Raw genomic sequence first — 23788 nt, forward strand, 5'->3', positions numbered from 1 at the left:
CGCCCGGACGTCGACGGCTCAGTTGCCGCCCCCGCCACCGTCCATGTAGCTGCCCCCGCCGTTGTTGCCCACCTGACGGCGCCGGCGGCGCTGTGCGCTACGCAGCGCGTTGCCGGCACCGAGGGTGAGGGCGGCGGCCACCCGGGTCCAGCGCGGCCCGCCGCGATCGGCCCACACCACGCAGCCGCACCCCGCGACCACCAGGACCAGAATCCCCACCAGAACCGCACCGACCATCACGGCCACCCGCCTTTCCCTTGACGCCCTACTGCCTGGTAGGACGTGCGGACCGTCCCACCCGGTTCGGCCACGAGGCCGGACGCTGTGCCAGGATGCGGGTGCCGAACGGCCCAGGTCACCGTACCGGTCGTACGGGAACCGTACCGACCAGCACCACCCGCCACCCACCCGTCAGCCGTACCCCGAGGAGTCACCGTGGCCACTGCCCGGTTCGCCACCCTGCACACCACGGCGGGCCCGATCCGCCTGGAGCTGTTCCCGTTCCACGCGCCGAAGACGGTCCGCAACTTCGCCGAACTCGCCGAGGGCACCCGGGAGTACACCGATCCGCGCACCGGCGAGCCGGGCCAGGGCCCGTACTACGACGGCACGCTGTTCCACCGGGTGATCAAGGGCTTCATGATCCAGGGCGGCGACCCGACCGGCACCGGCACCGGCGGCCCGGGCTACGCCTTCGCGGACGAGTTCCACCCGGAGCTGTTCTTCACCAAGCCGTACCTGCTCGCGATGGCCAACGCCGGCCCGGGCACCAACGGTTCGCAGTTCTTCATCACGGTGGGCACCCCCGCCCACCTCAACCGCAAGCACACCATCTTCGGTCAGGTCGCCGACGCCGCCTCCAAGGCCGTGGTCGACGCGATCGCCGCCGCCCCGACCGAGGACGAGCGCCCGGTCGAGGACGTGGTGATCACCTCCGTGGAGATCGAGCAGTCCTGACCCGCAGCCCGCCGGCCCTCCCGTCCGGCCGGCGGAAACGCGAAGCCGCCGCCCGGCGCGGTGCGCGGGCGGCGGCCGTGGAGCGGGCGCGGTGTCAGGAGCAGCTGTTGAACGTCGCGCTGGTGTTGGCGATGTAGAGGGTGGCGCCGCCGTTGGGGTCGGAGGTGACCGGGATGGTGATGGTGTCGTCGGCGGTCCACGGGAAGCCCTGGGCGTCGAAGGTCCAGGTGCCGGTGACCTTGCGGGCGAGCTCGGCGAGCGTCACCCAGCCGTACTGCTGCTGCGGGACGGTGACGGTGACGGAGTTGTTGACGCTGCGCGAGCCGCTCCAGACGTTCTGGAAGCTGATGCCGGTCTTGACCGAGGCCTTGAACACTCCTTCGGCGCCGCCGCCGATGTCGCTGCCCAGCTCGGTGCCGATGGTGTTGGACCAGCCGCTGGTGTCGGTGACCGCGAAGGACTGCTGGACGGTGCTGCTGGTGTTGTTGAACCAGATCGCGGAGGCGCACACCCGCGGCAGCGGCGCGGCGGGGGCCTCGCTCTTCGTGGCCCAGGAGCAGGCGGAGATGTTCTTCTGGCACTGCTTGGCGGCGTGGTCGACGGCCAGGTTGCGGGCGGCCTGCGCGAAGCCGGTGGCCCACTGCTGGTTGGCGGTGCCGTTGCAGGCGTACTGGTCGGTCCAGGCGTCGTCGTAGTTGCCGCCGAGCAGCAGGTCCAGGCAGGTGTTGTCGCCGGCGTGGCGGATCATGAACGCGTCGCCGCCGCCGGGCGCGGGCTGGAGGAACCAGCGCTGGCTGGCCTGCCCGGCGCAGGTCTGCTGGCGCAGGGCCGGGGTGAGGAAGGCCAGGTCGATGCACTTGCCGGTGTCGTTGTTGACGATGGTGAAGGTGTAGTCCGAGGGGTCGACGTTCAGCCGCCAGGACTGGTGGTAGCCGGGGGCGGAGTTGGTGACGATGTAGGCGCCGTCGCCCATGTTGCCGTTCTGGACGTCGAGTTGGCGCCCGTTGCTGAGCGACTTGATGGTCAGGCACTGCTGCGGCGAGGCGCAGGCGGCGAGCGGGGCGGACGGCGCGGGCGCGGCGGCGCGGGCGGGGGCGGCGGCCAGGCCCAGGGCGGCGCAACAGGTCACCAGGAGGGCCGCGAGCAGGCGCAGCCAGGGCGCGGTGCGTCCGAGGGGCAGGGTGGGCAAGGGGTGTCCTTTCGTCGGGGGAGAGGGTGGGGAGAGGAGGCCAGAGGTCAGGAGGCGGCGGCGAAGGCCGCCTCCAGGCGCGGGACGTAGTCCACGAGGTCCTGCGCCCAGCAGCCCGCGGTGTGGCCGCCGTGGCAGTCGGCGCCCCAGCCGGTGCCGTCGCCGTAGTCGGTGAAGCGGTACGGCAGGCCGAGCGCGTCCAGGCGCTGCTTGAGGCGCTTGGCGGTGCCCTCGGCCCAGAACTCCATGTCGCCGGGGCTGTTGTTGCCGTTGCCGGTGTAGACGGCGATGCCGGTGTGGTCGAGCACGGCGGCGCGCGCGACGGGGTCGGCGGCGTTCCAGCGCCAGTCGGCGTTGAACACCGGGTACGGGCTGCCGAAGATCGCGTCGCTGGAGACGGTGGGGCCGAAGTCCAGGCCGCAGGGGTGGCCGTCGCTGGGGCCGCAGAGCACGGTGCCGGCGTTGACCAGGGTGGCGACCACGGCACCGCGGATGATCATCTCGTCGGTGGACAGGTCGTTGGCGCCGGACATGGTGAGGACCTGGCCGAACAGGTCGGGGCGGTCCTGGGCGTAGTGCAGGGCGCCGAAACCGCCCATGGACAGCCCGCCGACGGCCCGGTGGGCGCGGTCGGTGCGGGTGCGCAGGTTGGCGTCGACGAACGGGAGGACCTGGGTGAGGTGGAAGGTCTCCCAGTTCTGCGCGCCGGCGGCGGTGCCCTGGTCGAGCCAGTCGGCGTACCAGCCGCGCAGGCCGCCGTCCGGGATGACGGTGATCATCGACTGGGCGGCGGTCAGCGCGGGGTAGGCCAGCGCCGGGTCGCTCGGGTTGTCCGACGCGCCGTGCAGGAAGTACAGCACCGGGTAGCGCTTGTCCGGCCGGGACGCGTAGTCGGCGGGCAGCAGGATGCGGATGGTGTGCGGCCCGGCGACCTGCGGGGTGGTGACGGTGATGACGAAGTTGGTGGCGCTGCCGGTGGGGGTGCCGACCTGGGTGAGGCCGAAGCCGTCGGTCAGCGGGGGCGGCGCGTCGGCCCCTGCCCCGGCCCGTACGGAGGCGGTTGCCGAGGCGGACGCGGGTGCGGCGGGTGCGGCGAGCGGGAGCAGGCAGGCGGCCAGGGCGGCGAGAGCCGCGCGGGCGCGCCGGAGCCGGGCAGGGGGCATGGGCGTCCTCGGCCTTCCGTCGTGTCTTCCGTCGTGTGACTGATCGCCGTCAACTCTTGCCAGGGGCCCCGCCCGGACGCCAGAGCCCCCCGGTGGCGCACCTGGGCCACCGGCGCATGTGCGCCGCCGCTGCGGGTAGGCTCCCCCGGCTCCGCCCGGGGCGGGTACGAGGGGCGGAGCACACCGTGACATTGGGGGGTGTCGTGCACGACGTACTGGAACCGGACTCCGAACGCGGCCGCGTCTACCACTGCCTGGTCGGCCGGCCGCGCGCCCGCGTACCCGAACTGGCGCGGGAGGCGGGCCTGGACGAGGAGGCCGTCCTCGCCGTGCTGCGCGACCTCGCCGACGAGGGCGTCGCGGTGGCCTTCGACACCACCGACAGCGCCGACGACCGCGACCACGCCTGGGAGGCCCTGCCGCCCGCCCGGGTGGTCGAGGCGGTGCTGCAGCACGACGCGCTGCGCCAGGCCGCCGCCCGCCGGGCCGGCGCCGAACTGGAACGGCTCTACCGCTTCGCCCGCCGCGACACCGGCAGCTACGGCGCGCTGGAGGTCGTCGACGACCCGGCCGAGGTGCTGGCCGCCAGCCACCGCCTCCAACTGGCCGCCCGCCACCAGGTGCGGGTCATCGACGTGCCGCCGTACTCCGGCAGCCGCGCCCACTACCTCGACCAGGAGGTGCTGCAGCGCCGCCGGATGGCCGCGGGCGTCGTCTACCGCGCCATCTACCAGGGGTGCGCGTTCCAGGACCCGGTGGCCGGGCCCAACATGGCCCGGATGATCGAGGCGGGCGAGCAGGCGCGGACACTGGACGAGCCGCCGCTCAAACTCGCCATCGGGGACGACGACCTGGCCATCGTCACGCTGCGCGCCGACGACGGACCGGGCGTCGTCTCACTGCTGATCCGGCCCTCCGGGCTGCTGAACGCGCTGAGCGCGGTCTTCGAGACGCTGTGGCGCCTGGCCGTACCCGCCTCCATGGCCGGCGTCGACCCGCGCATCGACGAACGCGACCGGCGGATCCTCACGTTGATGGCCGGAGGCGCGACGGACGACGCGATCGCCCGCCGGCTGGGGCTGGGACGGCGCACGGTGGTGCGGCGGGTCTCCACCCTGCTGGCGCACCTCGGGGCCACCACCCGTTTTCAGGCGGGGGTGCAGGCCGCGCGGAGGGGGTGGCTGTAGGCGGGGGCGGCTTCTGGTGCGGAGGTGAGGGAGTGGGAAGTCGGACCGGCCGACTTCTGGTGCGGGCCGCGTGGAGGGGCTGGCTGTAGGCGGGGCGCCGGCCTGACGTCTGACGCGGTGCGTCGGCGCGGAGGGGCGCGAGAAGTCGGATCGGCCGACTTCTCGCGGCGGGCGGCGACGCGGCCGTCGTCGAAGTGGAGCGGGGAGTGGACCGGCCGGTGCTGAGGCGGCGGTCCGGGCTGGGGGCCGACCGGGTCTCAGCGCCGGACGTGGTCGATCACGTGGGCTGCTGGGCGGGGTTGGCCCAGCTGATGCGGATCTCGCGGTCGCCGGTGGGGATGACGAGGACGGGTTCGTCGGCGAGGTCGCGGATGAGGTCGCGCCGGGCGCAGGGGCCGGTGAGGCGGCGCTCCAGAGCGTAGTGCTGGAAGCGGGACATCGGGCGGTAGCGGACCGAGTCCCAGAGCCGGCGCAGGAGGTCGTCGCTGAGGGTGTGGACGGCGGGCGGCTGGTGGTCCGGGATCTCCACGAGGACGTCGTGATCGGCCCTCACGCGGTCACCTCCGACCAGACGATCTTGCCGGTGTGCTCGCGCGGGGAGCAACCCGTGCGGGTGGAGAGGGACTTGACGAGGTGGAGGCCGCGTCCGGCCTCGCCGTCGAGGGTGAGGGCGCGCAGGACCGGTTCGCGGTTCCGCCGGGCGTCGTGCACCTCGATGCGGAGGCGGGCGGGGTCGAGGTCGAGGGAGAGGTAGATGCGGTGGCCGGGCGGCGTCCCGTGGACGAGGGCGTTGGTGACGAGCTCCGAGACGATCAGGAGCCCGGAGTCGCGGTACGACTCACCGGCGGGGGTGGAGGCGAGGAGCGAGGCGAGGAGGGAGCGCCCCTCGCCGGGGGAGCGGCGGCTGCGCGGCAGCCAGGTGGTGGAGGAGTGGCAGGACATGGCGAATCCACCTTCCAGACGCGGAGTTTGAAGCCATGCGGAAGTCGGGCGGAGGCATGGGGATGCCCGGCAGCAGGTCAGTCATGGTCACTCAGGAGACCTGAATCGCTACTCCCGGTAGCATGCTCTGCGATGGCTTCATTGCGCAAGCGCACTCCCGCGCAATTGCGTGGGATCGCAAGAGTCTTGTGATCACCGAGGGAGGTGGCAGACTGTGACCCGACGTCAACCAAGAGGGAGCGACGAGCGTGGACAGTCCAACCGTGCTGCGCCGTAGGCTCGGCTCCGAGCTGCGACGATTGCGCGAACGGACCGGGCGTCAGGCCAAGTCCGTTGCGGACGAACTCGGCTTCAGTGCAACCAAGGTGTCGCGGATCGAGTCGGGTCAGACGACTCTGAAGGAATCAGACATTCGCGCGATGCTCGAACTGTACGGCGTCAGCGACGAGGCCGAGTTGCGGCAGTTCATCTCGCTGACCCGCCGCAGCACGCAGCGCGGCTGGTGGCACGACTACGCGGACACCCTGCCGGACTGGTTTCAGACCTACGTGGGCCTTGAGGCCGACGCCGCGCGGATTCGCTCGTACGAGACGGAGTTGATTCCGGGGCTCTTCCAGACTCCCGAATACTCCCGCGCGATCTTCCGCGCTTCCCTGGTGGGGCAGGACGGCGACATAGAGGGCGCTGTCGATCGCCGGTCGCAACTCAGGCTGCAACGGCAGGAAGTCCTCCACCGGACGGACCCGCCCGTCATCCACGCGGTTCTCAACGAAGTGGCGCTGAGTCGGCCCATCGGCGGCCCCGGGGTGATGCGCGACCAGATCCTGCATCTCCTGAAGCTTGTCGAGCGACCGAACCTCTCCGTCCGGGTGCTGCCGCTCAGCGCTGGCGCGCACGCCGCGATGAGCATGTCGTTCCGCATCCTGTCGTTCTCGGACGTGCCCGGTCACCTCGTCTACGTCGAAGCGCTGACCAGCAGCCTCTATCTGGAGAGGGAAGCTGATATCGCGCGGCACGAGTTCGTTTTCGACCGGCTGACCGAGATGGCAATGAGCCCGCAGGAGTCCGCTACCTGGATGGCTCGGCTACTGAAGGAGAACTATCGCAATGACAGCTGACCTGGCATGGCGTAAGAGCAGCTACAGCGGCGGCGAAGGCGGCGATTGCATCGAGGTCGCCAGCGGGCTTCTGGACTCCGTCCCCGTCCGCGACAGCAAGGACCCCCACGGCCCGGCTCTCACCTTCGCCCCCGAGGCGTGGCAGTCCTTCGTCGCCGGTGTCCGGGCGGGCGACTTTCCGTCCGGTTCCTGAGGCGTTTCTTGCCGGGCGGCCCTGCGGAGCACGCAGGGCTGCCCGGTCTGCTTGATGCGCTGGGCCAGCGTGAGGGCCCTCGGAGCGCCTCGACCTCGCAGCGGGGGACGGGCGGAAAACCTGAAGCCTCCACGCCTCCTCGTGACTACTGTGCTGCCGGGTAGGCCGCCCCGACCGCTGGAGGCTGATTCGTGCTGACCGATTCGCACCCGCCGTAGGTACCTCTGGAGAGCCCGGAGGGCCCTACGGAGGCCCCTGATGTCCCGAACCGTCCGTACGACTCCCCGACAACTCCGCGTCCAAGAAGGCGCATCGCACTCCATGTCCTTGTACGACCTGCGCTACACCCGCGCCGAACTGGCCCGGGCCGCCCGCGAAGGCCGCCGCCCCGCCCCCAAGAAGACGCGCCGCCGGATCACCTCCTGGCAGTGGCAGGTGCTCGACTGCAGGACGGGGTACTTCTCCACCGAGATCGCCACGGCCGAAGGCCGGGCCCGCCTTCAGGGCCGGCTCGACGCCCAGCGGATCTGCGGACTGCACCGCGCCGGCCACGACCTCGCCGGCGCGGACATCCCCCCGGTCCGCCACCGCCACGACGCACTCTGGCACGCCTGGTAGCCACGAAGCACCCTCTGCGGCCCGCTCCTCGGCTTCGCCCCGGATGCGTCGCGGTCCTTCGTCGAGGGCGTCCGGGTGGATGGCTTCCCGGTGGTCGGCTGGCCCAGTACCGTGGGCTGCCCCGCGCCGCGCGGGGCAGCCCACCACCGACTGAGGGCCCAGGAGGTCATCCGCATGACAGCTGGCCTGGCATGGCGCAAGAGCAGCTACAGCGGCGGCGAAGGCGGCGACTGCGTCGAGGTCGCCAGCGGGCTTCTGGACTCCGTCCCCGTCCGTGACAGCAAGGACCCCCACGGCCCGGCTCTCACCTTCGCCTCCGAGGCGTGGCGGTCCTTCGTCGCCGGTGTCCAGGCCGGCGACTTTCCGGCCAGTTCCTGAAGCGTCCTTGTCGGGCGGCTCTGCGGAGTACGCAGGAAGTCGGCGGGTCCGACTTCCTGCGCGCCCGTCACCGGTATCTCGGTTGGGGGTCAACTCGTCCGGGTTGACGCTGACTTGACGTTCCCGCGCCTACCATCGAGCCGTGCTGAAGCGATGGGGGAGCCAGGTGCGCCGGCATCCGGTGCTGGGGGCGGTCGGGGTCGCGGTCGTCTGGCAGGCGGTGATCGTGGTGGTGGCGAAGGTGCTGCCGCCGTTGGAGCCTGGGTGGTTCCCGCAGTTGGGGCCGACCGTGGTCAATCTGGCGGGCGCGGCGGTGGTGCTGGTGCTGCTCCGGGTCTGGGGGCTGTTGGCGACCGGCGGGGTGGCGGGCCTCGGGGTGATGGCGCGCTGGCCGGTGCTGCTGCCGCTGGTCGTGGTGGCGGGGCTGGCGGCGCTGCCCGGGATCGAGGGCGGCACGGCGACCCTGGTGGGCGGGGTGGTGCTGATGCTCGCCATCGGGGTCAGCGAGGAACTGAGCAGCCGGGCACTGGTGTTGGAGGTCGCGCGGCCGCTCGGCCCGGTGCGCGCGGCGGTGCTGACGGCGGTGCTGTTCGGGGTCGGGCACCTCGGCAACTGGCTGTTCTTTGGCGCGCCCCTGGGCAACACGCTGTGGCAGGTCCTGGAGGCCGGCGCGTTCGGCTTCTGCCTGTGCGGGGCGCGCCTGTACATCGGGAGCGTCTGGCCGCTGGTGCTGGTGCACGCGCTGTCCGACTACCTGGAGATCTACTCGCCGGGGAAGACGGCCGACTGGCTGCAGGCACTGGGCCTGGCCGTCGACCTGGGGCTCGGGATCGGGCTGCTCCTGCTGCTCCGGGCCCGTACGGCTCCCGCTCCGGCCGCTTCCTGAAGCGCTCATCCGCCCCCGGGGACGCGAGCGATTCGTTCAAGACGCGGCCCCAACCACCCGACCACACTGGCCGGATGACACCGACCGACACCTTCACCCCCGCCGCCGGGCGCCTCGCCCTCGGGCTCTACGACCCGATCGTCTCGCTCACCCGCGAACGCCTGTGGCGCAGCCTGCTCGCCATGCACGCCGCCCCGCGCCCCGGGGACGTCATCGTTGACGTCGGCTGCGGCACCGGGTCCTTCGCCGTCCTGCTGGGCCGCGCCGAACCGCAGGCCACCGTCGTCGGCGTCGACCCCGACCCCGCCGTGCTGCGCCTGGCCCGCCGCAAGGCCGCCGCGGCCGGGATCGAACCCGACTTCCGAACCGGCATGGGTGACGCGGTGGACGAGGTCGTCGGCGCCGGGACCGCCGACACCGTCGTGTCCAGCCTCGTCCTGCACCAGTGCCCCGTCCCGATGAAGCAGGCCGTCCTCGCCGCCATGCACCGCACGCTGCGCCCCGGCGGGAAGCTGGTGATCGCCGACTACGGGCGGCAGCGCACGGCGGCCATGCGGCTGGCCTTCCGGATCGTCCAGTTCGCCGACGGCAAGGAGGACACCCAGCCGAACGCCGACGGCATCCTGCCCCGGCTGATCGCGGAGGCCGGCTTCGAAGGGGTGCGCGAGGTGGACACCGTCGCGACGGTGACCGGCTCGATGTCCTTCTACACCGCACGCCGTCCGGCCTGAACCGCCGTTCCGCGTAGGGCGGGCAGCACCTGCGAGGGTGTCAGACCCGTCAACTCCCGCATCCACCGGGTGAGATGGGCCTGGTCGGCGAACCCGCCCGCGAGCGCCGCCTGCGCCAGGGAGCACCCCTCGCCGAGGGCCAGTGCCGCCCGGGACAGTCGCTGCCAGCTGCGCCAGCGCGCCAGCGGCACCCCCAACTGCCGCCGTGCCAGGGCCCGCAGGCGTTGCGGGGACAGTCCGACGCGCGCGGCCAGGCCCTCCAGCGGCTCCCGGCCGTCGGCGGCCAGCGCCGCCATCGCCGCGCGCAGCCGAGGGTCCAGCCCGGTGGCGGGCAGCCCGCCACCGGGCCGGACGTCCCGCTCGGTCAGGCCCCGCCACTGCGGGGCGACGGCGACCCCCGGTGCGCAGCCCGCGCGCAGCCGGTCGGCGAAGGCGCAGTGCGGGTCGACGTAGAAGGTCAGCACCTCCCGGGTCGGGGCCATCCGGTGGCGCACCATCGGCGCCACCACGAGCGCGGGCCCGCGGTGGCGCCGCCCGGTGTCGTCGTCGATGGCCACCGTGCGGGCGGCGGCCGCGACGGCGACCTGGAAGGTGGCGTGCCGGTGGAAGCCGCTGTCCGCCAACGGCCCCTGGTAGAGGGCGTATCCGGGGCCGACGGCGAACCGCGGGGCCCCGGCCCCGGCGGCCCCGGCCGCCGGCCCGCCTCCCGCGCCGGGCCGGGCCGGGTCGGCGCGGGCTGGATCGGGCCGATCGAACGGCACCCCGCGGCCGTCCGGGTCCGGCCCGCTGACCGGGCACTCCTCGCCACACGCTTGTCCGTCCACGGTCCAACGGTAGGCGCAGCCGTCCGCCCGCGGGCCCGGACCGCCGCCCGGCCCGGCCCGTACGGCCACGGGGACGTCAGGGAGCGAGGTGCTCCAGGGTGAACACGGCCACCCGGTCGGAGTACTGGGCGATGGCCGAGCCGGCGCTGCCGGACTGGTCGCCGAGGGCCGCGTAGAAGCCGCTGTGCGCGAGCCTGAGGATCACCTGGCTGGTGTTGCCAGGGTTGGGGTACAGGAAGTGGAAGATCTGGTTGCCGTAGATCCAGCCCTGGCAGTCGAACACGTTGAGGTTGGCGCCCTCGCCGCCGGTGGCGCCGTCGTTCGGGTTCTGCTTCCACAGGCCGAGGCACTCGCCCTCGTTCCGCCGGCTGCGGAAGATGAACGACTGGTTGTCGGTGTTGTAGTGGCAGAGCTTCCACTGCTGGTTGTAGCCGCCGGTGTCGGGGTTCTGGATGGCCTGCCCCCAGGCGCTGTACTGGTTGCGCTCGACGAGCTGGTTGAAAGGCGTCTTGATCCGGTAGTAGCCGTCGTCGCAGACGTAGCCGTGCCACTCGCTGGAGGCCAGGCCCTGGGTGGCGGCCGAGGCGGGGGCGGCGGGCAGGGTCAGGGCGGACAGTGCGGCGAGGGCGGTGGCGCCGAGGGCGCGCAGCACGGTGCTGCGGCGTGGGTTCGTCACGGGACCTCCAAGGGTCGTCGGGTCGGGGCCGTCGGGGCCGGCGCTGCGGGCCGGGCCCGTGGTGGGGTGGGGGGAGGTCACCCGGCGAGGTGTTCCAGGGTGAACGCGGTCGCCCGGTAGCCGTACTGGGTCACCGGTGAGCCCGCGCCGCCGTTCGGGTCGGCGATGGTGAGCATGCTCCCGCTGTGGGAGATCCGGATCAGAACCTGCTGGGAGCCGGCCGTGGGGTGGATCAGCCCGAAGACCTGGTTGCTGTAGATCAGGCCCGTGCAGTCGAACACGGAGAGGACGGCGCCGTCGACGAACCCCTCGGTCGGGTCGGCAGGGTTCTCCTTCCACAGGCCCAGGCAGAAGTTCTCGTTCTGCCGGTTGCGGAAGATGAACGCCTGGCTGTCGTCCCGGTGGTGGCAGAGCTTCCACTGCTGGTTGTAGCCGCCGGTGTCGGGGTTCTGGACGGCCTGTGCCCAGGTGCTGTACTGGTTGCGCTCGACGAGCTGGTTGAAGGGCGTCCTGATCCGGGTGTAGCCGTCGTCGCAGACGTAGCCGTGCCACTCGGTTGAGGCCAGGCCCTGGGGCGCGGCCGTGGCGGGGGCGGCGGGCAGGGTCAGGGCGGACAGTGCGGCGAGGGTGGTGGCGCCGAGGGCGCGCAGCACGGTGCTGCGGCGTGGGTTCGTCACGGGATCTCCAAGGGCTGTCGGGTCGGCGGGGCGGTCAGCAGCTGCTGATGAGGAGCTGGGCGGCGCGGCGCACGGTGCCGGCGGGTTCGGCGGGCGCGCAGACGACCGAGCCGATCTCCGGGGCCTCGTAGGTGGTGAAGGTGCCGGGGCTGGGCGAGGTGGTGACCCAGATGCCGGTGTTGGGGCCGCCGGTCTGGGCGCAGACGCGGTTGACGTACTGGCCGCTGACGACCCGGGTGCCGCGGTAGAGGCCGTACCGGCCAGGGGAGTTGAGGTTCCAGGTGTCGCTGACGGTGGTGCTGGTGGTGGTGGAGGTGGTCTTCTGGACGGAGAAGCCGACCTTGGCCTCGACCTTGAGGAACAGGACGCTCGCGCTGGCGGTGATCTCGGTCCTGTTGTCGACGGTGGTGGTCACCGAGTTGACCCGGGTCAGGGTCTCGCTGTGCTGCCCGGTGGCGCCCGGGGCGACGTTGAAGATCAGGAAGTCGGTGATGACGGGGTTCACCTGCACGTTGAGGGTCTCCGTGGTGGTGTGGTCCACGGCCGGGTTGCACAGGGTCGGGAGGGTGTCGGCGTGGGCGGCCGGCGCCGCGCCGAGGCTCAGCAGCCCGACGGCGAGGGCGGTGGTGGCGGAGGCGGCGAGGGTGCGGCGCCGGCGGGTCCTGCGGGCGATGGTCATCCGTGCTCCTGGAGCGGTCGTGGAAGGTAAGGGGGGAGGGTGTGCACGCGGCGAAGCCCGGGCGCGCACCCCGTGGAGAGACGGTGGAGAGTCTCGCGGGCGCGCGCCGGTCGCCAGTAGTGGCTGATGCCATGAACCGGCCGGGCGGTGTCACGGTCGGTTTATGACAACTGTCATGATCTATTGGCTGGTTCGGCTACAGACAGGGCCCGGCGACGGCCTCTACGCTGGCCGGACATGAGCACCTCATTCGCGGTGGCCGGTGTGGTCGATCCGGGTCGGCTGGGCCTCCTCACCCGCCGGACGTTGCTCGCCCTGGGGCCCCTGTGGCTGCTGCTGGCCGCGAACGACGTCGTCTTCAACCTGGACCCGGTGCGTACGGCGCTGACGGCCCCGGTGATCGTCGCCGTCCTGGTCCAGCACACCCGGCTCGTCCGCCGGGCGGTGCCGCCTCGCGCCGTGGGTCGGGAGCCCGGTGCCGGCCCGCCGGAGGGACAGGGGTACGGCCCCCGCCGCCCCTCCGCGGCCGAGTGGCGGTGGAGCCTCGCGCTGCTGGCCGTGGCGGTCGCCACCTGGGGCGAGATGGCGGACCGTCCGTACACCGCGCTCGACTGGGCGATGGTGCCCGGGGCCATGACGGCGGCCCTGGCCCTGTCCCTGCCGGCCCGGGCGCGGCGCCGGCTGCTGACGGCGGTCGCACTGGTCTGCGCGGTGCTGGGCGAGGCGGTGGCGCAGTGGCGCCACGAGACCCCCGGCCTCCTGCCCGGGGTGCCGGCGGCGACCGGCGCCGGGATGCTGCTGTTCGTCGCCGCGGTGGAGCTGGTCCTGCTCCGGCTGTGGCGGGCGGTGCTGGAGGCCGAGCAGGTCCGCGAAGCCACGGCCGACCTGGCTGTGGCGGAGGAGCGGATGCGCTTCGCCGCGGACCTGCACGACCTCCAGGGCCACCGGCTCCAGGCCATCACGCTCAAGGGGGAGTTGGCCGAGCGGCTGATCGGCCGCAGCGACCATGAGGCGCGCGCCCAGCTCCGGGAGATCACCGAACTGGCGCGCGCCGCCCTGGAGGAGTCCCGGGCCGTGGTCCACGGCTACCGGAGCGCCAGCCTGGGCACCGAACTGGCCAACGCCGTGGGGCTCCTGGAGGCCGCCGGGATCCGAACCGCCGTCGACGGCGACGCCGAACGCGTCCCGCACCAGCTCCAGCCGGCCTTCGCCGCCCTGGTCCGCGAGGGCGTCACCAACATCCTGCGCCACAGCCGCGCCCGGCACTGCCGGATCACCGTCACCGCGGACGCGGGCCGGGTCCGCGTCCTGCTGTGCAACGACGGCGCCCCGGCGCACCCCGCCACCGACCGCGGCAGTGGTAACGGCAGCGGCCTGGCCGGGCTGCGGGAACGCTTCCACGCCATCGGCGGGCACGTCGGCACCACCACCCACCCCGACGGCCGCTTCGAACTGGCCGGCCACACCGACCGGGAGGCCCCCGCGTGATCCGCATCCTGCTCGCCGAGGACGAGGACCTCACCCGCGGCGCCCTCGCGGCGCTCCTCGACCTCGAACCCGACCTGACCGTCACCGCCCAGGCCTGCGACGGCCCCGCGGCCGTCCGGGCCGCCGCCGACCACCCGGTCGACATCGCCCTGCTGGACCTGGAGATGCCCCACCTGGACGGCGTCGGCGCCGCCCAGGCCATCCGCCGCCGCCACCCCGTCCCCGTCGTCCTCGTCACCCGCCACGCCCGGCCCGGCGTACTGCGCCGGGCACTGGCGGCGGGCATCCAGGGCTTCGTGCCCAAGACCACCCCCGCCACCCGACTGGCCGACATCCTGCGCGACGTCCACGGCGGCGGCCGCTACATCGACCACCGGCTCGCCACCCACGCCCTCACCGAGACGCCCTGCCCGCTGACCCCGCGCGAACTGGACGTGCTGCGCGCCGTCCACCGGGGCCAGCCGATCAGCGCGCTGGCCGAGCAGCACCACCTCGCCCCCGGCACCGTCCGCAACTACCTCTCGGGGGCCATCACCAAGCTCGCCGTGCGCACCCGCCACGAGGCGGCGCGGCGGGCCTGGGAGGAAGGGTGGATCTGACGGCACCGGTCCGGCCCCCTGAACCGGCGGGGCGGAAGTAGGCCGTGTTCGAATCGATGTGTCGACACAGCGTCATCACCGCAGGACAGCGCCCATTGCGGTTCGATCACGGTGTGTCCGATTCGTCGAACATTGGGGGAAAGTGTGGCGGTTGATTGTTTTGGCAGTGGTGTCGGCGGCCTTTCATAATTCCTGCCGACACGCGTGACGGAATGCCCGGAGAACCCGCTGGGGGAGTGGTTCCCGTGAGGAGCCCGCGCGTGGGATTCCGCATTCTTCACTGGGGGGATTTCCTTGCCTGAGCCCGAGAACGAGGGCGCCGCCGCCGGACCTCCGGCACCGGCCGAGCCGGCCGCCGCGCCGGGGGCCGCCGCTCCCGAGGCCGCCGCTCCCGAGGCCGCCGCGCCCGCCGCTGCCGCGCCCGACGCCCAGGCCGGCGCCGCCGTACCGCCCGCACCGGAGCAGGCCCCGCGCCGGCTGCCGCGCGCCGTCGGCGTCGCGCTGGCCACCGCCGGACTGCTCGCCGTCACCGCGGCCAGCGCCGCCGTGACCGTCGCCGTCGGCAAGCCCGACACCCGCCCGGCCGCCGCGGCCGCCCCGGCCCCGTCGAAGGCGAGCGCGGGCGCGAGCGCCGCCGCGAGCGCGACGCCCTCGGCCGCGCCCGCCCCGGTGCCCACCGCCGTCCCGGCCGAGCCCGCCCCCGTCAGCACCGTCAAGGGCACCGTCAGCGGCGGCAAGCACGAGGGCGACCTGCGCTACTTCCTGCTCCCCATCCCGGCCGGCGGCGAGTCCTACGGGCCCGTGGACGGGATGGCCATGAGCGACGACGACGTCGCCGACCTCTTCGGCAAGCAGGACGGCATCATGGACATCCTCAAGTCCTACGGCTACAAGGGCGGCGCGAACCGGATGTACCGGACCGCCGACGGCAAGGCCGAAGTCACCGTCACCCTGCTGAAGTTCGGCTCCACCGCGATGGCGTCCGACTTCGCCAAGAACTACAAGATCAAGTCGCTGGACCCGTTCGACATCGACGGCGACTCCGGCGGCCGCGGCTACCTGAAGGCCCCCAAGCAGCAGGCCTACACCGGCTCGATGAGCGGCATCTCCAGCCAGGGCGACGTCCAGTACACGATCGACGTCGACGTGAAGGGGACGCCCGACAAGGCGCTGCTGAACGAGCTGATGAAGCGCCAGCGCGAGTGGCTCACCACCGGCGGCTGAGCCCGGCTCCGCCCTTTCCCCGTCCTCTTCTTCCTCCTCCTCTGGAGCCACTTCCGTGACCACCGAACCCGCGGAGCCGGTGCCCGCCGCGCCCGCCGTTCCGCCGCCGCCCGCCGCACCGCCCGTCGCGCCCGAACCCGCCGTACCCGCCGCGCCGTTCGCACCCGAGGCCGGCGCCCCGAAGGCCCCGCGCGGCCCGCGCCGCCCCCGCCCCGTGCTGCTGACCGCCTGCGCCCTGGTGCTGGGCACCCTGGCCGGCGGCGGCGTCGGCTACGCCGTGCAGGCCCAGCGCCCGCCCACGCCGCTGCCGCCGCTCCAGGCCGCCCGCCCGGCCTACCCGGCCGAGCGGGTCGACCCGGCCGCCCTCGCCGCCGAGCAGCCCGCGCCGATCGGCATCGACGGCGACCTGACCAAGCTGCTGATCGGCGCCCCCGAGGGCAGCGCCCCCTGGGACGACCACCCGGACAAGCCGAGCTGGATCTCGATCGGCGAACTCGCCGAGGAGAAGGGCGGTTCGGCTAAGAGGTTCAAGGACTTCGCCTCGCGCGGCTTCCGGCGCGCGGCCGAGGTGGACTGGAAGAAGGACGGCGTCTTCTACCGCGTCCAGCTGGTCCAGTTCACCGAGGACCGCTCCGACGAGGCGAAGACCGGTCCCGGTTACTGGCCGCTGCCGTTCGCCGAGGGCGCCAGCGGCGGCTACAAGGTGGACACCGTGCCCAGCCACTGGGCCGAGAGCACCGAGCAGTACTACTACGGCGGGGCCAGCGCCAAGCGCGGGTCGGTGCAGATGACGATCGAGGTCCTCGACACCAAGCCGGTGAACCCCGACACCCTCAAGGACCTCGCCAAGCGGCAGTGGGAGCGGCTCGCGTGAACGACGACACCATGACCACCGCCGCCGCCCCGGGCGCGCCCGAACCGGCACCCGAGGGTTCGCCCATCGGGTCCGCCGCGCCCGCCGCACCCGCCGCGCCCGCAGGCCCGAGCCCCGCCTCCCGCCGCCTGCTGCGCGCGGGGGCCGCGACCGCCGCGGCCGCGCTGGTCGGCGTGGCCGTCGGCGTGGGCATCATCAAGACCCAGTACGACGACCCCGCGCCGGCCACCGCCGCCGCGCCGTCCACCGGTCCCACCCCCACCGCGACCGCCACGCCGTACGGTGCCAAGTCCAACGGCAGCCACTTCGGTTCGATGCGCGACCTGCTGCTGCCCGTGCCGGCCGGCTACCGGCCCGGCCCGGACGACGGCGGCTACGGCCACGACAGCGAGCAGAACGGCGAGCAGCTGTCCGCCGAGATGGACGCCGACCTCCAGCAGCTCCCCAAGGACAAGCGCGACAAGATGCGCGCCTACTGGGAGGGCATGCACGTCAAGGCCTCCGGCGTGCGCACCTACCTCGCCGACGGGGACGACCTGGTGATCGGCCTGAAGCTGCGCCAGTTCAACCAGCAGGAAGTGCAGCGGATCAACGAGTACACCGCGGTCTTCACCGGCGACACCGGCCTGTTCCGGGTCGGCCCGGCCGTCCCCGGGCACCCCGAGGCGCACTGCTACCTGATGCCGGCGCCGCCGTCCGCGCCGATCGACTACCTGGAGTGCTCGGCCGCCGAGGGCGACCTCCTGGTGGTCATGAGCGCCGAGGGCGTGGCGCCGCTGCCCAAGGACAAGATCGTCGCCCTGTTCACCCTCCAGCTCGACCGCCTCGCCCGCCCCGGAGCCTCCGTATGACCGACCACGCCACCCCGCCGCCCGCGCCCGCGAACGCGCCCGTGCCCGGGAAGGGGGCCGATCCGGTCCTGGAGGCGCTCGCCGCGCCCGTCGCCGAGCCCTTCGCCGCCGCCGAGGACCCCGCGGCCCTCGCGGAGCAGGAGGCCCGCCGCACCCGGCGCCGCAAGGCCGCGGTGCGCTGGAGCGGCGCCGTCCTGGTGTTCGCCCTTGCCGGCACCGGCAGCGCGCTGGCCGTCACCGCCCCCGACCGGACCGACCTGCCGGGCCTGGCCACCGCGAGCGACGGCCGCTACACCTTCGCGCCGCTGACGCTGCCTCCGCTGCCCGCGGGCCAGGAGGCCCCGGACGACAAGGGCAAGTCCCCGCACCACGCGGACCTGCGCTACCTGCTGCTGCCCGCGCCCAAGGAGGCCGGCGGCTCGCTGACCCCGCCGGTCTTCCCGGCGCCCACCGCGGCCGCCACCCCCTCGGGCTCGCCGACCGCCGCCCCGTCGGCCCCGGCCTCCCCGGCGCCCTCGGACTCCGCCTCCGCTGCCGGATCCGCGTTCGGCCAGTGGGTGCCCTGCGACGCGATCGCCGACGAGCAGCAGGACCCGGTCAAGATGCGCTCCGTGCTGCTGGAGCACGCCTGCCGCGCGGCCACCGTCCGGGAGTGGACCGCCTCCGACGGCACCCGCACCCAGATCCGGCTGCTGCGCTTCGGCTCCGTCCGGGAGTCCTGGGGCGCCTTCGCCGACGTGCGCTCCAAGGGCGGCCCCAAGGCCGCACCCTCCACCAAGGGCACCCCCCACGACGACTGGGACGCCCTCGACGGCAGCAGCCTGACCCTCGTGGAGTCCACCACGGCCGGCACCAAGGGCGCCCCCACCGCCCGCGTCGCCTACCTCTCCGCCGCCGACGTCGTCGCCGTCATCACCATGACCAACCCCGCCGGCGTGCCCACCGCGCCCTTCCGGCAGGTCGTCACCCTCCAGGGCGAACTGCTCGGCTGACCCGCCCCGTTCCACCGGGCCGGCCCCCTTCCTGCGGGGGCCGGCCCGGCGGCGTTCCCCGCCCCCGCGTCGTCCAACACCCCGTCCGTACAAGCCTTCTGACACAGGCCTTCTGGGACAGGATCGGGATATTTCCCGCACCGGCCCGTGAACGACCCGCCCGTACGGTGATCACACGCCGGTGAACCGCACCGCCGGGACGACAGCAGGAGAACCCCCATGCGCACGCGCCGCCTCGCCCTCACCGCCGCCGCCGTCGCGGCGATCGCCGCCACCGCCACGGCCTGCGGACCGGACAACAGCGACGCGGCCGCCCCCACCGCTCCCGTGACCAAGGCCGCCGCGCCCTCCGAGCCCGCCGCGCCCGCCACGGCCGCGCCGGCCGGAGCCGCACCGACGAAGACCGCCCCGCCCAAGTCCCCTGCCGCGCCCGCCGGTTCGGCATCCGCCGCACCCGGCGACAAGAGCGGGTACGGCCAGGTCTGCGGCGCCAACGACCTGGACTTCGGCGCGAAGGCCGAAACCCAGGCCGGCGGCTACCTCCTGATCAGCGCCAAGGCCAAGTCGGGCATCACCTGCACGCTCCCTGCAGGCCACCCCGTCATCGCGTTCGGCTCGGGCGGCATCGAGGCCGCCGCCTTCGAGCGTGGAGCGGGAGAGCAGATCACCCTGAGCGGCGCCAAGACCGTGTACGCGGGCATCATGACCAAGACCACCAAGGGCAACCAGGCGGTCCAGTACACCGACGTCATCATCGGCATCGGCACCCCCGACCCGAACCCGGTGACCGTCCCCGTCGGCACCACCCCGGTCGACAAGCCGGTCGTCACCAACTGGCACACCCTGCCGAAGGACGCCGTCCCCATCGGCTGACACATCGTCATCTCACGGTTCCCACAGGTGAGATGAAGGTTGACGTCAGCGCGGTGACAGTGCGGCCCGGCACCTTCGAGAGGTCCGGACCCACCCCTCGCGAGGAGCACCCATGACGGTCACCCTCCGGCCGGGAAGCACCGTGCTGTTCACCGGCGACTCGACCACCGACTGCCGCCGCCGGGAGAGCGGGGACGGCCTCGGACACGGCTACCCGCTGCGGGTCGCGGGCGAGTGGGCCCACCGCCACCCCGACCGGCCCGGTGACCTGGCTGAACACCGCGAACGCGGGCGACAAGGTGACGGACCTGGAAGCCCGCTGGCAGACGGACGTCCTCGACGCGCGCCCGGACGTCGTCTCGATCCTCGTCGGGGTCAACGACGCGGGCCGGCACATCCTCGACCCGCGGGGGTACCCGATCCCCGCCGAACGCTTCGAGGCGGGCTACGACCGCCTCCTCGCGCCCCTCGCCGAAGCGGGCACGGAACTCGTCCTCATCGAGCCGTTCCTCCTGCCGATCCGCGGCACCGTCGAGGCCGGCGCCGCGCTCATCGGCGAGAAGGAACGCGAGCGGTGGCGCGCCGACCTGGACCCGAAGATCCAGGCCGTCCGCAGGCTCGCCCGCCGTTACGGGGCCCACCTGCTCGCCGCCGACGGCAGGTTCGCCGAACTCGCCGCGACGAGCGGGGCCGAGCACTGGGCCGAGGACGGCGTCCACCCGACGCCGGCCGGCCACGCCGCCCTCGCGGCGGCCTGGCTTCGGCTGGTCGCCTGACCGGGCGCGGGCCTGCCGCCGGGCCCCCGCCGTCACCCCCGCAGCCGTGCCGCCACCGGGCGGTGGTCGCTGGGGGTGGCGGGCAGGGTCCAGGTGGCGGTGGCGGGGAGATCGCGGGTGAGGATGTGGTCGATCCGGGCCAGGGGGAGGGCGGACGGCCAGCTGAAGCCGAAGCCGCTGCGCGCGGGGGTGAGGCGGCTGGTGAGCGGGGCGAGGGCGCGGTCGTCGGCGGCGGTGTTGAGGTCGCCCAGCAGCAGGACCCGGCGCAGTGGTTCGGCGTCCAGGGCCTGGCCGAGGGCGGCGATGTCGCGGTCGCGGTGGGCGGTGGCGAAGCCGGTGGCGGTCATCCGCACCGAGGCGAGGTGGGCGACGTAGACGGCCAACGGCCCGCCAGGGGCGCTGACTTCGGCCCGCAGGGAGCGGTTCCAGCCGGGGTCGATGACCAGCCGCCGGGACTCCGTCACCGGGTAGCGGCTCCACAGCGCGACGGTGCCGGTGCGGGCGTGGTGGGGCAGCGCCTTGTCCAGCACGCCCTGGTAGGCGGGCAGGGCGGCGTCGGTGACCTCCTCCAGCGCGACCAGGTCCGGGCTGGCGGCGAGCAGGGCGCGGGCGGTGCCGGCCGGGTCCGGGTTGGCGGCGTTCACGTTGTGGGTGACCACCGTCAGCCCCGGCCCGCCGGCCCCGCCCGTCGACGCCCCGTGCGCCGGAGCCCCGCCGCCCAGCAGCAGCGGCCCGAACGCCACCGCCCACACCACCGCCAGCACCCCGCCCGCGCAGGCCGCCGCCGGTGCCCGGCGCAGCGCCGCGCACAGCAGCGCCGCCACCGCCACCAGGGCGCTCCAGGGCAGGGCGCTCTCCCACAGGCTGCCCAGGCCCACGCCCAGTTCCGGCACCAGCCGGTGGCCGCCCAGGGCGAGCGCGGTGAGCAGCCCGAGCGCGGCGGGCACGCGCCCGCGCCGCCACCGGGGGACGGCGCGCCAGCGGGGCACGGCCCGTCGGCGGGGTGCGGCTTGTCGCCCCCGTGCGGCCCGTCGCCCTCGTGCGATCGGCCACCGGGGTGCGGCCAGCCACCGGCGTACGGCCCACCACCCGGGTGCGGACCGTCGCCGGGACGGCCGGGCGGCCCCGGCGGGCGCCCCGTCGGGTGCCTCGGCGGGCGTGTCGGAACCGGCGGGAGCGGTCACGGCGCGCCCCCTCACCCTGCGGCGTCCGGCAGCGGCGCCGGGCAGGTCCCGCCCGGCGTCGTGAGCAGTTCGAAGTGCCAGATCTCGTTGGCGTACACCTGGCACAGCCCGTACCGGGCGCCGTTCTGGATCAGCCAGTAGTCGGCGCTGGTCGGGCCGACGTCCACCGCCTTGCCGCTGACGTGCGCGGACTTCTCCGGCGTGTTGACGAACTTCCGGGCCTGCTCCAGGCTCCCGTACGTGACCACCCCCCGGTCCAGCAGCCGCTGCTGGTAGGCCTTGCTGCGCCAGCCGGAGGTGACGGTCATCTCGATGCCCTTGGCCCGCGCGTCGACGGCCGCCTGCTGCAGGGCCTCGCGCAGCGGACCGTCCAGGTTGCCCACGGCGGGGGAGCCGGTGTCGGAGGGGGTCAGCGTCCGGCCGTCGGGTATCTCCCCGTCCGCCTCCGCCTCCGTCGTGACGGGCTGGGCGGTGACGGGCTGGGCGGTGACGGTGGCCGCCAGGGTGCGCAGGACGGCCTCGGTGCCCGGCGGGTCGGCGGCGCACGCCCCGGCCAGGGCCAGCACCGCCGTCGCGGCGGCGCCCGCGGCCAGCCGCCGCTGCCGTCCGCTCCGCGCGGCCGTCCCCGTCCTCGTCTCCGTGCCCGTGGCCGTGCTGGTCCCCGTCTCCGTCGGGGTGTCCGTCGTGCCCATTTCCTGCCTCCCGGTGGTGCTCGTCCGTTGCCGGACCATTGGAGGAAAGTCGGTGTTGCGAGGACGTCTGCGCAGGCCGATACGTTTTCGATAGGCCCCATCGGGTCCAATGGGTACGAACAGCGGAGCGAGGGAGAACGGCACGTGCGGGTCCTGGTGGTGGAGGACGAGATCTACCTCGCGGAGGCGGTCCAGGCCGGACTGCGGCTGGAGGCGATGGCCTGCGACATCGTCACCGACGGCGACGCGGCGCTGGAGCGCCTGGCCGTCCACAGCTACGACGTCGTCGTCCTCGACCGCGACATCCCCGGCACCCACGGCGACGACGTCTGCCGCAGCATCGTCGAGCAGGGCCTGGGCTGCCGGGTGCTGATGCTCACCGCCGCCGCCCGCCTGAACGAGAAGGTCGCCGGCTTCGAACTCGGCGCCGACGACTACCTCACCAAGCCCTTCGACCTCGCCGAACTCGTCGTCCGGCTGCGCTCCCTGGCCCGCCGCCCGGCCCAGGCCGCGCCGCCCGTCCTGGAGTACGCCGGGCTGCGCCTGGACCCCTTCCGCCGCGAGGTCTACCGCGACGACCGCTACGTGGGCCTGTCCCGCAAGCAGTTCGCCGTCCTGGAGGTCCTGATGGCGGCGCACGGCGGCGTCATCAGCGCCGAGGACCTGCTGGAACGCGCCTGGGACGAGAACGCCGACCCCTTCACCAACGCGGTCCGCATCACCATCTCCGGCCTGCGCAAACGCCTCGGCGACCCGTGGGTGATCCAGACCGTGCCGGGCGTGGGCTACCGCCTCACCGACCCGCGCCAGGAAGGCACCCCGCAGTGAACCCCGACCCCGACCCCGCCTCCGCCCCCGGGCGCCGTACGGGCGGACGCCGCACCGGAACCCGCCCGCGCCGACTGACCGCCCGGATGCGCCTGACCCTCAGCTACACCCTCTTCGCCGTCACCGCCGGCGTCCTCTGCCTCGCCGTCGTCTACGTCGGCATGCGCTACGTGCCCAACTACCCCCTCACCTCCTCCAACCCGCGCTACCGCTCCGACGCCCCCTCCCGCCAGGAGATCCTGCGCTCCCTGCTCACCGCCAGCGGCTACGCCCTGGCCCTGCTGACCGCCGTCGGCCTGGTCGGCGGCTGGCTGATCGCCGGCCGGGTGCTGCGCCCGCTGCAGGACATCACCCGCGCCGCCCACCGCGCCGCGGGCGGCGCGCTGGAACACCGCATCGCCCTCACCGGGCCGCGCGACGAGTTCACCGACCTCTCCGACGCCTTCGACGAGATGCTCGCCCGCCTCCAGCACTCCTTCGAGGCCCAGCAGCGCTTCGCCGCCAACGCCTCCCACGAACTGCGCACCCCGCTGGCGATCACCCGCACCATGCTCCAGGTCGCCGCCGCCGACCCGGCCGGCCAGGACTGGGGCCGGCTCGTCAGCCGCCTCCAGGACACCAACCAGCGCGGCATCGAGATCAGCGAGGCCCTGCTCCAGCTCGCCGACCTCGGCCACGCCCCGCCCGACCTCGCCCCCACCGACCTCGCCACCGCCACCGGCGAGGCACTGGCCGCCGTCCGCGACGAGGCCCGGACCCTCGGCGTCACCCTCACCGCCGACCTGCGCCCCGCCCCGACCACCGGCAACCCCGTCCTGCTGCGCCAGGCGGCCGTCAACCTGCTGCACAACGCGCTGCGGCACAACCTGCCGACCGGCGGGCGGGTCACCGTCGCCACCGGGGCCGACCCCGAACGGCCCGGGCGGGTGCGCCTGACCGTCGCCAACACCGGCCCCCAGCTGACGGCGGAGGCCGTGGCCACCTTCACCGAACCGTTCCTGCGCGGGCGCGGACGCACCGCCGAGACCGACCCGGCCCGCCGCGGCCACGGCCTGGGCCTGGCCATCGTCGCCGCCGTCACCGACGCCCACCACGGGGCCCTCCACCTCGCCCCCGAACCCGCCGGCGGCCTCCGCGCCACCCTCGACCTGCCGGGCCTGCCCGGTCTGCCCGGTTCTCGTTGACGTCA

At 73.9% G+C, this 23788-nt stretch carries 29 protein-coding genes; 18 read left to right on the forward strand and 11 right to left on the reverse strand.

Annotated elements, in window-relative coordinates; all coding sequences use genetic code 11:
• Positions 1 to 18: 18 nt before the first annotated feature.
• The gene (locus ACLWS4_RS18290; RefSeq protein ID WP_380781291.1) at positions 19 to 219 is read right to left on the reverse strand and encodes a hypothetical protein; all 201 of its coding nucleotides are present in this window, start codon (positions 217 to 219) and stop codon (positions 19 to 21) included.
• Between the two features lie 216 nt (positions 220 to 435).
• On the opposite strand from ACLWS4_RS18290, the gene ACLWS4_RS18295 reads away from it, so the two are divergent.
• Entirely contained in the window at positions 436 to 957 is a 522-nt protein-coding gene (locus ACLWS4_RS18295) for a peptidylprolyl isomerase (RefSeq protein WP_049655493.1), read from the forward strand.
• Between the two features lie 94 nt (positions 958 to 1051).
• Here ACLWS4_RS18295 and ACLWS4_RS18300 read toward each other — a convergent pair whose 3' ends face one another.
• Positions 1052 to 2146 carry an RICIN domain-containing protein gene (locus ACLWS4_RS18300; RefSeq protein ID WP_387821138.1) on the reverse strand — a complete coding sequence of 365 codons (1095 nt, stop codon included), beginning with the start codon at positions 2144 to 2146 and terminating at the stop codon, positions 1052 to 1054.
• Between the two features lie 47 nt (positions 2147 to 2193).
• Complete coding sequence (locus ACLWS4_RS18305) at positions 2194 to 3309, reverse strand: alpha/beta hydrolase (protein ID WP_387821141.1); 1116 nt, start codon at positions 3307 to 3309, stop codon at positions 2194 to 2196.
• Between the two features lie 203 nt (positions 3310 to 3512).
• On the opposite strand from ACLWS4_RS18305, the gene ACLWS4_RS18310 reads away from it, so the two are divergent.
• Positions 3513 to 4496 carry a helix-turn-helix domain-containing protein gene (locus ACLWS4_RS18310; protein ID WP_049655487.1) on the forward strand — a complete coding sequence of 328 codons (984 nt, stop codon included), beginning with the start codon at positions 3513 to 3515 and terminating at the stop codon, positions 4494 to 4496.
• Positions 4497 to 4773: 277 nt separating this feature from the next.
• Here ACLWS4_RS18310 and ACLWS4_RS18315 read toward each other — a convergent pair whose 3' ends face one another.
• Together ACLWS4_RS18315 and ACLWS4_RS18320 are read right to left on the reverse strand one after the other, a co-directional pair.
• Positions 4774 to 5049, reverse strand: a complete 276-nt coding sequence (locus tag ACLWS4_RS18315; protein WP_416874620.1) for a hypothetical protein — start codon at positions 5047 to 5049, stop codon at positions 4774 to 4776.
• Positions 5046 to 5438 (reverse strand): ATP-binding protein, encoded by a 393-nt coding sequence (locus tag ACLWS4_RS18320; RefSeq protein WP_416874621.1) that lies wholly within the window; start codon positions 5436 to 5438, stop codon positions 5046 to 5048. The genes ACLWS4_RS18315 and ACLWS4_RS18320 overlap by 4 nt, the downstream gene beginning before the upstream one ends.
• Before the next feature lie 248 nt (positions 5439 to 5686).
• Here ACLWS4_RS18320 and ACLWS4_RS18325 point away from each other — a divergent pair, with 248 nt between their 5' ends.
• From ACLWS4_RS18325 to ACLWS4_RS18350, 6 genes are all read left to right on the forward strand, one after another.
• Positions 5687 to 6556 (forward strand): helix-turn-helix domain-containing protein, encoded by an 870-nt coding sequence (locus ACLWS4_RS18325; protein ID WP_416874622.1) that lies wholly within the window; start codon positions 5687 to 5689, stop codon positions 6554 to 6556.
• Positions 6546 to 6749: a DUF397 domain-containing protein gene (locus ACLWS4_RS18330; protein ID WP_416874623.1), complete on the forward strand. Its 204-nt coding sequence runs from the start codon at positions 6546 to 6548 to the stop codon at positions 6747 to 6749. The genes ACLWS4_RS18325 and ACLWS4_RS18330 overlap by 11 nt, the downstream gene beginning before the upstream one ends.
• 321 nt (positions 6750 to 7070) lie before the next feature.
• Positions 7071 to 7367, forward strand: coding sequence for a hypothetical protein (locus tag ACLWS4_RS18335; RefSeq protein WP_416874624.1), 297 nt, complete (start codon positions 7071 to 7073; stop codon positions 7365 to 7367).
• Positions 7368 to 7541: 174 nt separating this feature from the next.
• The gene (locus ACLWS4_RS18340; RefSeq protein WP_416874625.1) at positions 7542 to 7745 is read left to right on the forward strand and encodes a DUF397 domain-containing protein; all 204 of its coding nucleotides are present in this window, start codon (positions 7542 to 7544) and stop codon (positions 7743 to 7745) included.
• 142 nt (positions 7746 to 7887) lie between these two features.
• A complete protein-coding gene (locus ACLWS4_RS18345) occupies positions 7888 to 8631 on the forward strand; it encodes a CPBP family intramembrane glutamic endopeptidase (RefSeq protein ID WP_416874626.1) in 744 nt (247 codons plus the stop codon).
• 74 nt (positions 8632 to 8705) lie between these two features.
• Complete coding sequence (locus tag ACLWS4_RS18350; RefSeq protein WP_380782864.1) at positions 8706 to 9362, forward strand: class I SAM-dependent methyltransferase; 657 nt, start codon at positions 8706 to 8708, stop codon at positions 9360 to 9362.
• On the opposite strand, the gene ACLWS4_RS18355 is transcribed toward ACLWS4_RS18350, so the two are convergent.
• The 4 genes from ACLWS4_RS18355 to ACLWS4_RS18370 all read right to left on the reverse strand — a co-directional run bounded on the left by ACLWS4_RS18355 (position 9338) and on the right by ACLWS4_RS18370 (position 12218).
• Entirely contained in the window at positions 9338 to 10186 is an 849-nt protein-coding gene (locus tag ACLWS4_RS18355) for a helix-turn-helix domain-containing protein (protein WP_416874627.1), read from the reverse strand. The two genes, ACLWS4_RS18350 and ACLWS4_RS18355, sit on opposite strands and share 25 nt — an antisense overlap.
• Positions 10187 to 10262: 76 nt before the next feature.
• Entirely contained in the window at positions 10263 to 10862 is a 600-nt protein-coding gene (locus tag ACLWS4_RS18360) for an RICIN domain-containing protein (RefSeq protein WP_387969256.1), read from the reverse strand.
• Positions 10863 to 10939: 77 nt separating this feature from the next.
• Positions 10940 to 11539 carry an RICIN domain-containing protein gene (locus ACLWS4_RS18365; protein WP_380740506.1) on the reverse strand — a complete coding sequence of 200 codons (600 nt, stop codon included), beginning with the start codon at positions 11537 to 11539 and terminating at the stop codon, positions 10940 to 10942.
• Positions 11540 to 11573: 34 nt separating this feature from the next.
• Complete coding sequence (locus ACLWS4_RS18370; RefSeq protein ID WP_380740504.1) at positions 11574 to 12218, reverse strand: hypothetical protein; 645 nt, start codon at positions 12216 to 12218, stop codon at positions 11574 to 11576.
• Positions 12219 to 12455: 237 nt separating this feature from the next.
• On the opposite strand from ACLWS4_RS18370, the gene ACLWS4_RS18375 reads away from it, so the two are divergent.
• The 8 genes from ACLWS4_RS18375 (at position 12456) to ACLWS4_RS18410 (ending at position 19895) form a co-directional block, all read left to right on the forward strand.
• The gene (locus tag ACLWS4_RS18375) at positions 12456 to 13706 is read left to right on the forward strand and encodes a sensor histidine kinase (RefSeq protein ID WP_416874628.1); all 1251 of its coding nucleotides are present in this window, start codon (positions 12456 to 12458) and stop codon (positions 13704 to 13706) included.
• Positions 13703 to 14305, forward strand: a complete 603-nt coding sequence (locus ACLWS4_RS18380; RefSeq protein WP_074005297.1) for a response regulator transcription factor — start codon at positions 13703 to 13705, stop codon at positions 14303 to 14305. The genes ACLWS4_RS18375 and ACLWS4_RS18380 overlap by 4 nt, the downstream gene beginning before the upstream one ends.
• Before the next feature lie 294 nt (positions 14306 to 14599).
• On the forward strand, positions 14600 to 15529 hold the full coding sequence (locus tag ACLWS4_RS18385; RefSeq protein ID WP_416874629.1) for a hypothetical protein: 930 nt from the start codon (positions 14600 to 14602) through the stop codon (positions 15527 to 15529).
• Between the two features lie 55 nt (positions 15530 to 15584).
• Complete coding sequence (locus ACLWS4_RS18390) at positions 15585 to 16403, forward strand: hypothetical protein (protein ID WP_380740498.1); 819 nt, start codon at positions 15585 to 15587, stop codon at positions 16401 to 16403.
• Complete coding sequence (locus ACLWS4_RS18395) at positions 16400 to 17254, forward strand: hypothetical protein (RefSeq protein WP_416874630.1); 855 nt, start codon at positions 16400 to 16402, stop codon at positions 17252 to 17254. The genes ACLWS4_RS18390 and ACLWS4_RS18395 overlap by 4 nt, the downstream gene beginning before the upstream one ends.
• Complete coding sequence (locus ACLWS4_RS18400) at positions 17251 to 18246, forward strand: hypothetical protein (RefSeq protein ID WP_416874631.1); 996 nt, start codon at positions 17251 to 17253, stop codon at positions 18244 to 18246. The genes ACLWS4_RS18395 and ACLWS4_RS18400 overlap by 4 nt, the downstream gene beginning before the upstream one ends.
• A gap of 219 nt (positions 18247 to 18465) precedes the next feature.
• Positions 18466 to 19119: a hypothetical protein gene (locus tag ACLWS4_RS18405; RefSeq protein ID WP_416874632.1), complete on the forward strand. Its 654-nt coding sequence runs from the start codon at positions 18466 to 18468 to the stop codon at positions 19117 to 19119.
• Between the two features lie 263 nt (positions 19120 to 19382).
• Positions 19383 to 19895 (forward strand): GDSL-type esterase/lipase family protein, encoded by a 513-nt coding sequence (locus tag ACLWS4_RS18410; RefSeq protein ID WP_416874633.1) that lies wholly within the window; start codon positions 19383 to 19385, stop codon positions 19893 to 19895.
• A gap of 32 nt (positions 19896 to 19927) precedes the next feature.
• Here ACLWS4_RS18410 and ACLWS4_RS18415 read toward each other — a convergent pair whose 3' ends face one another.
• Complete coding sequence (locus tag ACLWS4_RS18415; RefSeq protein ID WP_416874634.1) at positions 19928 to 20842, reverse strand: endonuclease/exonuclease/phosphatase family protein; 915 nt, start codon at positions 20840 to 20842, stop codon at positions 19928 to 19930.
• 248 nt (positions 20843 to 21090) lie between these two features.
• Positions 21091 to 21771: a M15 family metallopeptidase gene (locus ACLWS4_RS18420; protein WP_416874635.1), complete on the reverse strand. Its 681-nt coding sequence runs from the start codon at positions 21769 to 21771 to the stop codon at positions 21091 to 21093.
• 144 nt (positions 21772 to 21915) lie between these two features.
• Between ACLWS4_RS18420 and ACLWS4_RS18425 the strand changes: the two genes are divergently transcribed.
• Both ACLWS4_RS18425 and ACLWS4_RS18430 read left to right on the forward strand, forming a co-directional pair.
• Entirely contained in the window at positions 21916 to 22599 is a 684-nt protein-coding gene (locus tag ACLWS4_RS18425) for a response regulator transcription factor (RefSeq protein WP_416874636.1), read from the forward strand.
• On the forward strand, positions 22596 to 23783 hold the full coding sequence (locus ACLWS4_RS18430; protein ID WP_416874637.1) for a sensor histidine kinase: 1188 nt from the start codon (positions 22596 to 22598) through the stop codon (positions 23781 to 23783). The genes ACLWS4_RS18425 and ACLWS4_RS18430 overlap by 4 nt, the downstream gene beginning before the upstream one ends.
• Positions 23784 to 23788: the final 5 nt, after the last annotated feature.

It is taken from the genome of Kitasatospora sp. SC0581, assembly GCF_048159585.1.
Lineage (GTDB): Bacteria > Actinomycetota > Actinomycetes > Streptomycetales > Streptomycetaceae > Kitasatospora.

Excerpts from the sequence above, each read along its gene's own strand:
- ACLWS4_RS18305 (WP_387821141.1), bottom strand. The coding sequence starts at position 3,309 with ATGCCCCCTGCCCGGCTCCGGCGCGCCCGCGCGGCTCTCGCCGCCCTG.
- ACLWS4_RS18320 (WP_416874621.1), bottom strand. The coding sequence starts at position 5,438 with ATGTCCTGCCACTCCTCCACCACCTGGCTGCCGCGCAGCCGCCGCTCC.
- ACLWS4_RS18330 (WP_416874623.1), top strand. The coding sequence starts at position 6,546 with ATGACAGCTGACCTGGCATGGCGTAAGAGCAGCTACAGCGGCGGCGAA.
- ACLWS4_RS18335 (WP_416874624.1), top strand. The coding sequence starts at position 7,071 with ATGTCCTTGTACGACCTGCGCTACACCCGCGCCGAACTGGCCCGGGCC.
- ACLWS4_RS18340 (WP_416874625.1), top strand. The coding sequence starts at position 7,542 with ATGACAGCTGGCCTGGCATGGCGCAAGAGCAGCTACAGCGGCGGCGAA.
- ACLWS4_RS18350 (WP_380782864.1), top strand. The coding sequence starts at position 8,706 with ATGACACCGACCGACACCTTCACCCCCGCCGCCGGGCGCCTCGCCCTC.
- ACLWS4_RS18370 (WP_380740504.1), bottom strand. The coding sequence starts at position 12,218 with ATGACCATCGCCCGCAGGACCCGCCGGCGCCGCACCCTCGCCGCCTCC.
- ACLWS4_RS18375 (WP_416874628.1), top strand. The coding sequence starts at position 12,456 with ATGAGCACCTCATTCGCGGTGGCCGGTGTGGTCGATCCGGGTCGGCTG.
- ACLWS4_RS18400 (WP_416874631.1), top strand. The coding sequence starts at position 17,251 with ATGACCGACCACGCCACCCCGCCGCCCGCGCCCGCGAACGCGCCCGTG.
- ACLWS4_RS18405 (WP_416874632.1), top strand. The coding sequence starts at position 18,466 with ATGCGCACGCGCCGCCTCGCCCTCACCGCCGCCGCCGTCGCGGCGATC.
- ACLWS4_RS18420 (WP_416874635.1), bottom strand. The coding sequence starts at position 21,771 with ATGGGCACGACGGACACCCCGACGGAGACGGGGACCAGCACGGCCACG.